The organism is Kribbella speibonae, assembly GCF_004331375.1.
GTDB classification, from domain to species: Bacteria; Actinomycetota; Actinomycetes; order Propionibacteriales; family Kribbellaceae; genus Kribbella; species Kribbella sindirgiensis.
In genome coordinates, this window is record NZ_SJKC01000006.1 from 166,850 (window position 1) to 179,185 (window position 12,336).

A 12,336-nucleotide genomic window follows, 5' to 3' on the forward strand; every position below is an offset into this window, starting at 1 on the left:
ATTCGTAGCAACCGCGGAGGAGGGCACACCGGAGTGACCCCGCGGTTGAGCGTTGTGGTGCCCTTCTACGGCGTCGGCGAGTACCTCGGGGACTGCCTGGATTCGATCGCCCGGCAGGCCTGGTCCGACTTCGAGGCGATCCTCGTCGACGACGGCTCGCCTGATGACAGTGCTGTCGTCGCCAAGGAGTTCTGCGCCCGGGACCCCCGCTTCCGGCTGATCCAGCAGGACAACGCGGGCCCCGGTCCGGCCCGGGACGCGGGCATCCGGGAGGCCACCGGCGAGTACCTGGCGTTCGTCGACGGCGACGACCTGGTCTCGCGGTACGGGTTCGCCGCGCTGGTCCGGACCCTGGATCGCACCGGTTCGGATATCGCCGGCGGTAACGCGCGGCGGTTCAACAACAGCTTCGGCGTCCGCCCGTCGTGGCTGCACAAGCAGCCGTTCGCGCGCGTCCGGCACGCGACGCACGTCACCGAGTTCCCCGATCTGGTCCTGGACCGGATGCTCTGGAACAAGGTCTACCGCCGGTCGTTCTGGACCGAGAACGGCTACACGTTCCCCCCGATCCGGTACGAGGACTACCCGGTCGCCCTCAAGGCACATCTGGACGCGGTGACCGTGGACACGATCACGCAGGCCGTCTACTACTGGCGCGAGCGCGAGTCCGGCGAGTCGATCACGCAGCAGAAGTTCCAGCTCGGCAACATCCGGGACCGGGTGACCTCGGCCGGGATGGTCGTCGACCTGGTCGAGGACGCCGTACCGGTGGTCCGCCGGCGGGTGCACGCGCATCTCGCGCAGATCGACGTACTGACGCTGATGTCCGCATTCGGCTCGGTCCCGAGTGCGGACGAGCAGGCCCTGGTGGATCTGTCCCGCGAGCTGCTCGACCAGCTCGACGAGGACGTTCTGGCTGCCACCCACCGGTACGACCGGATCCAGCACGCCGCGCTCCGGGCCGGCGACGTGGAGCTGCTCCGGCGGCTCGCGACCTTCCGGAACTCGGGCGGTCTCCGCGGCGGGGCGCGCGCCGTACCGCGGGGCTGGCGGCTTGAGTACAACTACCCCGGCCTGGGCGAGCCCGCCGTACCTCAGGCGCTGTACAAGCTCCGCGACCAGGACCTGACCCTCGCGACCAGCGTGCGCGAGGTCGGCTGGATCGACGGCAAGCTGTCGGTCAAGGGCACCGCGGAGATCCGCCACCTGGAGACGCTGCGTACGTCGACCCTCGAGGTCGCACTGGCCGTCGGTACGACGAAGTACCCGCTGGAGGTACGCCGGTACGACGCGCTGGACCTGCACGGGGACAAGACGCTCGTCGGGTTCGAGGTGCTGCTCGACCAGGAGACGCTCGGCCTGTGCACGGGCGCACCGGCGCATTTCGAGGTGCGGATGCGGTCGGGCCGGCGGGAGCGGAAGGGCATGCTCGGCGGACAGGGCCCGGGGAGCCCCGGCTGGCCGCCTGGCGCTTGGATCGACGCGGAGAACTGGATTCAGCCGGGGCCGGGGAAGTACGGCTGGTTCTCGCTGCGGCGGCTGACCGATCCGTGCCGGTTGACCGCGGTCGAGCAGTCGGGCGACGAGCTGGTGCTGCACGGGCGGGCCTCGTTCGACGAGCCGGAGCTGTACCTGAGCCGGCCGGTCGTCGGCGGTGAGGAAGAGGTTCCGTTGGAGATCGACGGGCGTGACTTCACCGCCCGGGTGCCGGTCCGGGACATCCTCGCGGCCGCGAACCACGACGACCCCTTCGGCCAGCGGACGACCCGGGTGTTCCGGGTCCGCGGGCCCGAGCGCCAGCAGCGCGTGCTGCTGTGGACCGCGAGCGACACCGCGGTCTCGCGGGTCGTCGACGACCGGGTGGTCACGCTGACCCGCTCGACCGGCGGGTACGTGAACCTGCACGAGTCACCGATCCGGACGACCGCAGTTACAGCGTTTTCCGACGGTCGGGAGTTGACGGTGCGCGGGTCGGAGGGTCGCGATGTCGCGTTCGGCTGGCGGCGGTACCTGGCCGACTCCGACGATCATCTCGACGTCGAATGTCGTCGTACCCGCACCGCAGACGGCTGGTCCGCGACGGTTTCCTTGGATGCCTTGATTCCGGTGACCGCGGTGCAGGTCTCGGTCGATCCGCTGGCCGCGCTGGCCGACTGGATCCTGTTCGCCACCCCTCCTGACGGTGCGGCCCACGCCGTACAGTGCGAGCCGTTCCTGTGCAGCCGGTTGCCGTTGGCAATCACTCACGGGTCGCACGCACTCGCTGTCCGACCCCATGCCGGCACTCTGCACGTCGAGGTGCGCTGATGCATCACCACAACCATTACTACGGTCAGACGCACATCCTGTCCCGGTACGCCGGATTCGACTTCGACCACCCGCCGCGGCTACGGGGCTACCTGCAGCACGGCTGGAACATCGGCTGCGGCTGGAACCCGGTACACGAGTTCTACGACGGCGCCTGGCGCTTCACCTGGAGCGACGCGCCGCGACGTCGCGGGCATGCGCTCGGCCGGCGGAACTACCACAGCATCGGTGCGCCGTTCCTTTACCTGCAGGAGCTGGAGCAGGCCGAGCCCGTCGAGCGTGAGGGCACGCTGTGGTTCCTCTTCCACGGGTGGGAGGGCGGCAAGATCCACGGCGACCACCAGCGGCTGATCGACGAGATCCGCGAGACCGAGCCCGGTCCGGTCACCTTCTCGTTGTACTACACGGAATACGACAGGCCCGAGGTGCGCGGCTTCTACGAGGACGCGGGGTTCCGGGTGGTGTCGTTCGGGCGCCGCGGGTTCTCGTACGAGGGCACCGACCGGCGGTTCCTGTTCAAGCAGCTGGCCGAGCTGCGCAAACACAAGCGGGTCGCGGCCAACCGGCTGTCGACCGCGATCTTCTACGGCGTCGCGGCCGGCTGTGAGCCCGCGGTGTACGGCGACCCGATGGAGATGGACGGCGAGAACCCGTTGTTCGGCGGCCAAAGCCGGATCGAGCGGCTGTGGCCGGAGATGCTCGGAAAGACCGTCGATCTCGAGGCGGCCCGGGCGACCACCGACCTGGAGCTCGGCAAACCCTGGATGATGCCGCCCGCGGAACTGCGGTCGCTGTTCGATTGGAGAGAGCGTGTCTGAGCTGGCTTCTGGGGTCCAGGTGGTCCGCGGGGAAATGCAGCCGTGGACCGATCGCACGGCGCCGCGGCCGGCGCTTGCCGCGCTGCTGACCGACGTCGTACCCGCCAACCGGCGGACGCTGATCCTCGGGCCGCATGCCCCGCAGCTGATCGAGTCGGTGCTCGCGCACTCCTCGGACGTGACGATCCTGGTCCGCTCGGTCGCGGACGCGCAGCAGTTGGGCGACGATTTCGGGCCGTGCCTGCAGGTGATCGCCGGTGCGCTGGACGGTCTGCAGACGGAGCCGTACGACGTGATCATCGCTTCCGACGGGCTCGATCGGGTGCTGGGGTACGACAGCGCCGACCTGTCGTGGACCGCGCGTCTGGACGCGCTTGCCGCGTTGGCGGCTCCGGACGCGGTCGTCGTACTCGGGCTGGAAAACGAGTTCTCGCTGCTCAACCTGCTGGACAGCCGTCCCGCGGACGAACGTCACGGCGACGACGAGTGGCGTCCGCTGCATGACGACCCGACCCGCCCGGTGTCGGTCGAGCAGCTCAGGTCCGCGCTTCCGTGGGCGTCCGAGGTGTACGCCGACTTCGGCTCCCGCACCTTCGTCCGGGCCGACGTCGCCGCCACCGCCCGCCCCGGCGAACTCGCCACCCGCCTGGCCGGCGCCGCGCTCGAGACGGTCGACGTCCCGCTGCTGTCCCCCGCCGCCGAGGGCGTAGACACCGCCGCCCGAGCCGGCCTCCTCGCCGCAATCCCCACTGGCTGGCTGGCCATCGTCGGCGCCCAACCCCCACACGACCTCTACGCCCAAACCGCCACCACAACCCTCACCGCCACCCAAACCCTCACCGGCTGGGACACCACCATCCCCACCGACGCCACACCCACCAGCGTCGGCTCGCTCTCCTTCGACCCCTCAGCTGTCCCCGCCACCGTCCCCTCGGGTGTGTCGGTTGAGAGTGTGCTGTTCCGCCTGGCCTCCGCCGAAGACGTGCCCGCTTTCCGCAAGCTGGTCGCCGACCTGGGCGAATGGGTGACAACCTCTCGCGTGATCGTCCGATGGGACGACGTGATCTACGACGGCGACTCCTTCGCATACGGCGTCTCCGGCTGGGTAGCCGAGGACTCGGTCGAGAAGGAGGACCTACTGGCCGCCGCCTGGGCGAGGTTCCACGACCGCCTGATCGGCCAGCACCGCCGCCACCCCTGGCCACCGTGGATGCTGGGCGACGACCTCATCTCCGCCTGGCTCGGCATGTCCGGCGTCGAGGCCCCCGAACAGACCCAGGCCACGTCACCCGACTCCCTCCCCGCCACCACCGAACAAGTTGCCCGCGGCAAAGACCTGGCCGCTGCACTGGACGTCGCACTGGAAACAACCACAACCAAGGTCGACGTCCGCACCGCCCTAGCCGAAGCCGAAGAGGCCAAGCAGGAGCTGTTCGAACTGAAGGGCCATGTCTACGGCCTGGAACGCACCCTCGGCTTCCGCAACAAGGCGATGAAGACCCGCGAGAACCGCATACGCGAACTCCGCGGCCAGCTCCAGCGGCTGACCACTGCCCACGAGCGGATCCGCGGATCCCGCACGTACGCCGTCTCCCGGGTGATCTTCCACGCCGCCCAGGTCCGCAAGCCGAAGGTGGTCGCCCGCAAACTCATCCGCCGGATCCGGAAGCGATGACGACGCCGCGTCTCAGCGTGGTAGTGCCGTTCTACAACGTCGGGGCCTACATCGAGGACTGCCTGGACTCGATCGCGCGGCAGACCTTCGGTGACTTCGAGGCGATCCTGGTCGACGACGGTTCACCGGACGACAGTGCCGTGATCGCGAAGGAGTTCTGCCTCCGGGATCCGCGGTTCCGGATCGTGGAGCAGCAGAACGCCGGGCTCGGACCGGCGCGGAACACCGGCGTCGAGCACGCGTCGGGGGAGTACGTCACGTTCGTCGACAGCGACGATCTGGTGACCCGGCACGGGTTCGGGATGCTGATCCGGTCGCTCGACCAGACCGGGTCGGACTTCGCGGCCGGCAACGCGCGACGGTTCAACAACAGTTACGGCGTACGGCCGTCGTGGTTGCACGCACAGGCCTTCACCGCCGACCGGCCGGCCACGCACATCTCCGAGACGCCACAGCTGGTGCTGGACCGGATGGTGTGGAACAAGGTGTACCGGCGGTCGTTCTGGGACGAGTACGGCTACCGGTTCCCGGCGATCCGGTACGAGGACTATCCGGTCACGCTGAAGGCGCATCTCGACGCGGTGACCGTCGACACCGTCGCGGCGCCGGTGTACTTCTGGCGCGAGCGCGAGTCGGGCGACTCGATCACGCAACAGAAGTTCCAGCTCGCGAACATCCGGGACCGGGTCGTCTCGGCCGGTCTGGTGCTCGACGAGATCGAGGACGCACTGCCGACGATCCGGCATCGGGTACATGCGCATTTCCGGCAGATCGACCTGCACGCGATTCTTTCGGCCTTCGGCACGGTCCCGCCCGAGGAGGAGCAGCACCTGGTCGAGCTCACCACCGAGCTCCTCGACCGTCTCGACGAGGCCGTGCTGGCGAACTCGCCACGCCTCGCCCAGCTGCAGTTCGCGGCCCTGCGAGCGGGCGATCTCGAACTGCTGCACAAGGTCGCACTCGACCCGGACGCGGCCCAGCACCACCTGCAGCTCACCAACGACGACCTGACGATGGCGACCAGCGTGCGCGAGGTGAACTGGATCGACGGCGAGCTGTCGATCCGCGGCACCGCCGAGATCCGCCACCTGCAGTCGAAGCCGTCGAACCTCCGGATCGGCCTGGTGATCGCCGGCAAGAACTACCGGCTTCCGGTACGGCGCTGTCCCGCGACCGACCTCCGCGGCGAGGAAAGCCTGGTGGGGTTCGAGGTTCGCGTCAGTCGCGAACTGCTCGCCAAGTGCACGGCCGGTCCGTCGCACTTCGACGTACGGCTCCGCGTCGGCGGGATCCGGCGACGGGACCTGCTGCGCGGGCAGAAGGCCGGTAGTCCAGGGTGGCCGCCGGGGTCGTGGATCGACGGCACGAACTGGATCCAGCCCGGTCCGGGCAAGGACGGCGCGTTCGCCGTACGGCGGTTGACGGATCCGTGCCGGTTGACGTCGGTCGAGCAGACGCCCGACGCGCTGGTGCTGCACGGGCGGTCGACGTTCGACGAGCCGTCGTTGTTCGTGAGCCGGCCGTTGGCGGGTGGTGAGGAGGCGGTGCCGCTCACGGTGCACGGCCGGGACTTCACCGCGTGGTTGCCGATCGGCCCGATCCTCGCGGAGATCAATCCGGACGACCCGTTCAGCCAGCGAACGACGCGGGCGTTCCGGGTCCGTGGGCCGGAGGGGCAGGAGCAGGTGCTGCTGTGGACGGCCGGCGATCGCCTGGTCTCACACGCCGAGAACGGGCGTGCGGTGATGCTGACCCGGTCGACCGGCGGGTACGTGAACCTGCACGAGTCCCCGATCCGGATGACCGCCACCGCAGCGGTTGCCGCGGGCAACATGTTGGTGGTGCGCGGCCCGGACTGGGGCGACGTCGACTTCAGTTGGCGGCGGTACCTACCGGATTCCGACGACCACGTGGACGTCGCGTGCCGACGTACCGTCTCGGACGACGGCTGGGCCGCCGTGGTGGAGATGGCCGCACTGGAGCCGGCCGAGTGGATCCTGTTCGCCACCGCCCCTGACGGCACGTCCCACGCGGTCCAATGCGAACCGTTCCTCTCCACCCGCCTACCCCTGACCACCCGCCGAGCCCACCACACCTTCACCATCCGCCCCCTAGCCGGCACCCTCCACCTCGAAGTCACGTAACCGACCGGCAGCTCGACAGTACGTATACGCCCACTACGCCGAAAACCCCGCTCACCTGAGCGTGGACACCCCACACCCGTCGCGACACCTCCTGTCGACCTGCACACCCTCACCCGCCTCGTCCCACCGTCCGCAGGCCGATCGCATTTGGTGGGTAGGCCAGGCAAATTCGTGGGTGGGCCAGGCAAATCGGGGGTTTGCTACCCGTGATCAGGGTGTGGAACCCCTCATTTCGCTGGCTGACCCAGCAAATGAGTTAGCGGCGGGCGATCAGCAGTTGGTGGGTGACTGGCCAGTCGATGGGGGCGCCGTCGGGGGTGGCGATGGTGGCTACCGGGGCGATGCGGTGGTCGATGACCCAGTCGTTGCGCCAGGCAGTTGAGGACGGGTCGATGGTGAAGCCGGCGCGTTCGGCGACGGCGGTCCAGCCGGCGAAGTTCAGGCCGCAGAACTGTTCGTGGGTCTCGCTCAGCCAGTTGTCGACGTAGTCCTTCCGGGTGAGGAAGTCCATCGCGTCCGCGAGCCGCAGCACCAGCCCGTCCCCACGTACGGCGTACTCGAACGGCACCCGAGCGTTCCGCCGGAAGTCGTGGGCGAACTGGAAGAAGCGCGCCCGCGTGGACAGCTTGCCGACGTACGCCGCAGGGTCGCCGAGCGCCTCGAGTTCCGCAACGCTGGACGGGTTCGCGCCGTCGCTGTCGTCGAGGCGCAGTACGACGGGACGGTCCGGCTCGTCGGGGCCGCAGACGTCGGAGTTGATCCAGACACCGTTCGGGGCGGTGTGCGCGGCGAGCGCGTCGGCGAACCGCTGGACCGTGGCGGGCCGCGAACCGTCGGCGTACGACCAGATCTCGTGGGTGAGCGCGAGCGTCAGCGTCGTGTCGATCGATCGCGGCGGGAACACGGCGGATCCGAGCATGTTGCGCTGGTAGAAGTAGACGTTCGGGTTGCTGAACAGACCCTGTTCCTTCTTGTGCTCGCATTCCGCGAACAGGTGCCGCGCGACCTCCACGCCGATCAGATCGGATTCGTGAAAGCGCGGGTCCGCATCGACCAGTTGCAGAGTCGCGCCGGTCGCGCAACCGATGTCGAGAATCCGGCCTGGGCGGACAAACGCCTTGATTTGCTGCCATTTCCGGTCGGCGGCGGTCTCGAACGCGTCGGCGTACGTCTTGTAGTCGCGGGTCGTGGTGAGCCCGCCGTCGTCGCCGACCACCGGGTCGTTCACGCAGCGCGCGACGTGCGCGTCCAGGGCGTAGCGCTCGAACACGTTCACGGTCGCCGGGTGCGCGAGCTCCTTCCACTGCTCGTTGCCCGCAGCAATCATCAGCAGCACGTCCCACGGGCGCGCCGTACCTTCGGGCTCCACCCCGATCACGGCGTACCCGAGCTGCTCGTACAGCTTGCTCACCTCAGGCGTCGAGCAGGCGACGACCGTGTTCTCCGGCGTCAACCGCACGAGATCGTCGGTCCCGGCCTCGATCGCCTTCACCGTCACCTCGGCGAACTCGTCCGTCGGCGGCGTGTCGACCACCCCCACCACCAGCGACCGAATCCCCTCCGCCACACTGAACCGCTCGATCGCCGCCTCCCGCCGATCGAACGCCACCGGATTCCGCTTCGTCGTCCGATGATTCGCCGACGTCACCGCCCACACCACAGTCCGATCCGCAAACCGCTGGAGAAACTCGCCCTGAAACCGGGTCAGGACGTGATGCCGTCCCGGAAACAGCAAGTATTCGGCCACGGAAGCCAACCTTTCCTGCGTTGCATGCGTTAGACAGAGCATGATCCTAAGGGCGCGCTGGATCTCGGCGGCCGGATGCCTGGTGCTGGTGCTCGCCGGTTGTACGACGCGGACCGCCGACCCGACCCGTCATCCGTTCCCGGGGCGTCCCCGGCGTCATCGGCGACCTCGTCGATCCGCGGACACCGTCAGCCGGCGGGGATGCCACGGCGTCCGGGCGCGCTACTACGTCCGCACCCTCCCGGTGGGCGACGAGATCTGCACGGAGCGCCTGCTGCAGTACCGCACCGACCAGTACGTCGTATCGATCCGCCTGGACGCCTTCGACAACCCGGAGGCGACATTCCTTGCCTTCGCCCAGCAGACCCGCGATCGGCTCGCCGCTCAGCTGAAGGGCTAGAGCAGGTCCCATGTCAGGGGCGTGCCGGCCTTCACGTCGATCCGGAACGGCCTGCCGTCGACCTGGGTGAAGAGGTCGGGGGCGAGGCCGCCGGCGGGGCGGATGGAGCGGACGTTCTCGAAGGTGATGAGGTCGCCTGCCCGGACGTCCTGGGTGACGAAGAGGGAGCGGCGGAAGCGGAGGACGTTCTGTTCGGCTTGTTTGGGGCCGATGACCGGCTCACCGAGTGACAGTTGTGCGACCCGCGTGCTCTCGACGAGCAGTTCGAGCTCCCACGGCTCCAAGGAAAACGCTGCATCTACGCCGCCGTCGATGCGTTTCAGCGTCACGTGCTTCTCGATCACCGTCGCACCGAGCGCGACCGCGGCCACGGCGGCGCCGATGCCCATCGTGTGATCGGACAGGCCGACCTGTACGCCGAGCGCGTCGCGAAGGACCGGGATGCCACGCAGATTGGACTGCTCGGGCGGCGCCGGGTAGCTCGCCGTACAGGAGAGCACGATGATCTGCTCGTTACCGGTCGACCGCGCGGCCCGGACCGCGGCGTCGATGTCGGTGAGGGTCGCCGAACCGGTGGAGATGATGATCGGCTTCCCGGTCTCCGCCATGCCGCGGACCAGCGGGAGGTCGCCGATCTCGTTCGAGGCGACCTTGTACGCCGGGACGTCGAGCTTCTCCAGGAAATCGATCGCGGTGCTGTCGAACGCGGACGAGAACGCGACCAGACCGAGGGACTTCGCGAGCTCGAAGATCGGCTCGTGCCACGCCCACGGCGTATGCGCCTCCTCGTACAGGTCGTAGAGTCGCGCGTCGCTCCACAGTTCGTGCTCGGCCGGCAGCCGGAACGCCGGCAGGTCGAGGTCGAGCGTCATCGTGTCCGCGGTGTACGTCTGCAGCTTGATCGCCTGCGCACCGGTCTCGGCGACCGCACGGACGATGTCCAGCGCGCGTTCCACGTCACCGTTGTGGTTTCCGGACATTTCCGCGATGACGAACGGCTGGTGCTCGGGCCCGATCGGCACGCCGCCGATCTCGATGGTGCTCATGCCACGCCTTTCATGTGCTCTGCCCCTTGCGTCGATCCTGCTTGCGCAGGCTGATCGGGATCACGGTGATCTCGCGGCCGCCGCCGTACAGCGTCTCCGGCGTACCTTCGACGAACCGGAACCGCCGGTTCATCTGCCGGACCACGGTGTTGTGTTCGAGCACCTCGCCGGTGAGCACCTCGAGGCCGAGCTCGTCGAACGCGTACGCCGTGGCCTCGCGCATGATCTCGATCCACGCCGGCAGTGTCTCGCCGCGCTCCGCTAGCCCGTCCGCGTCGAGGAAGAACCCCCACGCGCCGGTCGTCCCGTCGAGGTCGAAGAAGTTCACGACGCCGGCGGTCGCGCCGTCGCGCGTGTAGATCAGCACCCGCCGGGCTGGATCCACGGAGGTCTTCGCCCACCACGCCGCGTGTTCGTCGGCGGTGATCTCGTGCGAGGTGATGCTCACGTCACGGTTCGCCTGCTGGTTCCGCAGTCGCCGAATCGTGCCGACATCGTTTTCCGTCGCGGCGCGCAGCATGCTCCTAACCTAGCGCCAAGAGACCGAGCACTGTTCTTCAAGCACGTGGATGTGTAAACATCTTTCGACTTCACCTTGAACGACGGTCGGAGAGTGACATGAGAGTCTGGCGAGCCATGGGTGTTCTGGGCGTGACAGCGGGGCTGTTGCTGAGTGGTCTGAGCGGTACGGCGTCCGCGGTACCGGCGCCGGCCGGTCAGCAGACGTGTGCGCCGAGCGCGTCCACCCCGCTCCGGCAGTTCCGGGCGAGCTGGGTCGCGTCGGTGGTGAACATCGACTGGCCGTCGAAGACCGGGTTGAGTGCCGCCCAGCAGCAGGCCGAGCTGGTCGGCTGGCTCGACGACGCGGTCCGGCAGCACCACAACGCGGTCATCCTGCAGGTCCGGCCGACCGCGGACGCGTTCTGGCCGTCCAAGGTCGAGCCCTGGTCGAAGTACCTGACCGGTGTGCAGGGCGGCGACCCCGGCTACGACCCGCTGGCCTTCGCGGTCGCCGAGGCTCACAAGCGCAACCTCGAGCTGCACGCGTGGTTCAACCCGTACCGGCTCTCGATGGACACCAACATCAACGGCCTGCTCCCGACCCACCCGGCGCGGCAGCACCCGGACTGGGTGGTCACGTACGGCGGGAAGCTCTACTACAACCCCGGCATCCCGGCCGCCCGGAAGCTGGTCGAGGACGCGATCATGGACGCGGTCTCGAACTACGACATCGACGGTGTCCACTTCGACGACTACTTCTACCCGTACCCGGTGGCGGGTCAGGTCTTCGACGACGCCGCGACGTTCGCACAGTACGGCGCCGGCTTCGACAACCTGCAGGACTGGCGGCGGAACAACATCGACCTGCTGATCCAGGAACTCAGCCAGAAGATGCACGCGGTCAAGCCGTGGATCAAGTTCGGTATCTCGCCGTTCGCCGTCTGGCGGAACAAGGCGACCGACCCGGAGGGCACCGACACCACGGCCGGCGTGCAGACGTACGACGACCTCGCGGCGGACACCCGCAAGTGGGTCCGCGAGGAGTGGATCGACTACATCGTCCCGCAGGTGTACTGGGCCGGCGGGTTCGCACCGGCGGACTACAACAAGATCGTGCCGTGGTGGGCGGAGCAGGTCCGCGGTACGCACGTCCACCTCTACATCGGCGAGGCGACGTACAAGGTCGGTACGTCGACGCAGTCACCGGACTGGTCGGACCCGGCCGAGCTGAGCGACCACCTGGCGTTCGACAGCGCGATCCCCGAGGTGAAGGGCAACATCTACTTCTCCGCCAAGGACGTCCGCGCGGACCGCCTCGGCGCGACCACGCTGCTCAACAACACCTGGTACACCCGCCCGGCACTGATCCCGGCGATGCCCGCCCTCGACGCCCGGGCGCCGCTCCCGGCACACGCCGTCCACGCGTCGCGCACGAGCAACGGCGTACAGCTCAAGTGGTCCAGAACGTCGAAGGACACCACGTCGTACGCGATCTACCGCCGCGAACTCCGCAGCGGAGACCACTGCCCAGACAACGACGCCCGCAACCTACTAACCACCCTCCGCTCCACCGGCACCACCCAGTCCTACACGGACACCACAGCGACCCCGGGCACGGCGTACATCTACTCAGTAACCGCCCTGGACCGCCTCGCCAACCAGAGCATCCCCATCCCAGCCGTCACCCTCCGCTGAGCC

Annotated in this window: 9 protein-coding genes; 6 read left to right on the plus strand and 3 right to left on the minus strand. The window is 68.4% G+C overall.

Features of this window, described 5'->3' with window-relative positions; all coding sequences use genetic code 11:
- The first annotated feature begins 33 nt into the window (after window positions 1-33).
- Genes E0H92_RS35230 through E0H92_RS35240 form a run of 4 tightly spaced genes read left to right on the plus strand, consistent with a single transcriptional unit; the run spans window position 34 to window position 6,944 of the window.
- Complete coding sequence (locus tag E0H92_RS35230) at window positions 34-2,307, plus strand: glycosyltransferase family 2 protein (RefSeq protein ID WP_131499297.1); 2,274 nt, start codon at window positions 34-36, stop codon at window positions 2,305-2,307.
- Entirely contained in the window at window positions 2,307-3,125 is an 819-nt protein-coding gene (locus E0H92_RS35235; RefSeq protein ID WP_131466670.1) for a DNA replication complex GINS family protein, read from the plus strand. Before E0H92_RS35230 ends, E0H92_RS35235 begins: the two co-directional genes overlap by 1 nt.
- On the plus strand, window positions 3,118-4,800 hold the full coding sequence (locus E0H92_RS44420; protein ID WP_165550164.1) for a hypothetical protein: 1,683 nt from the start codon (window positions 3,118-3,120) through the stop codon (window positions 4,798-4,800). Before E0H92_RS35235 ends, E0H92_RS44420 begins: the two co-directional genes overlap by 8 nt.
- A complete protein-coding gene (locus E0H92_RS35240) occupies window positions 4,797-6,944 on the plus strand; it encodes a glycosyltransferase (RefSeq protein ID WP_165550165.1) in 2,148 nt (715 codons plus the stop codon). Before E0H92_RS44420 ends, E0H92_RS35240 begins: the two co-directional genes overlap by 4 nt.
- 256 nt (window positions 6,945-7,200) lie before the next feature.
- Here the strand turns inward: E0H92_RS35240 and E0H92_RS35245 are convergent, their stop codons facing one another.
- Window positions 7,201-8,691, minus strand: coding sequence for a class I SAM-dependent methyltransferase (locus E0H92_RS35245; RefSeq protein ID WP_238173734.1), 1,491 nt, complete (start codon window positions 8,689-8,691; stop codon window positions 7,201-7,203).
- Window positions 8,692-8,731: 40 nt separating this feature from the next.
- Between E0H92_RS35245 and E0H92_RS35250 the strand changes: the two genes are divergently transcribed.
- Window positions 8,732-9,091 (plus strand): hypothetical protein, encoded by a 360-nt coding sequence (locus tag E0H92_RS35250; protein ID WP_131499300.1) that lies wholly within the window; start codon window positions 8,732-8,734, stop codon window positions 9,089-9,091.
- On the opposite strand, the gene pseI is transcribed toward E0H92_RS35250, so the two are convergent.
- Entirely contained in the window at window positions 9,088-10,137 is a 1,050-nt protein-coding gene (gene pseI, locus E0H92_RS35255) for a pseudaminic acid synthase (RefSeq protein ID WP_131499301.1), read from the minus strand. The two genes, E0H92_RS35250 and pseI, sit on opposite strands and share 4 nt — an antisense overlap.
- A gap of 10 nt (window positions 10,138-10,147) precedes the next feature.
- Complete coding sequence (locus tag E0H92_RS35260; protein WP_131466665.1) at window positions 10,148-10,657, minus strand: GNAT family N-acetyltransferase; 510 nt, start codon at window positions 10,655-10,657, stop codon at window positions 10,148-10,150.
- Between the two features lie 98 nt (window positions 10,658-10,755).
- Between E0H92_RS35260 and E0H92_RS35265 the strand changes: the two genes are divergently transcribed.
- Window positions 10,756-12,333, plus strand: coding sequence for a glycoside hydrolase family 10-like protein (locus E0H92_RS35265; protein WP_131499302.1), 1,578 nt, complete (start codon window positions 10,756-10,758; stop codon window positions 12,331-12,333).
- Window positions 12,334-12,336: the final 3 nt, after the last annotated feature.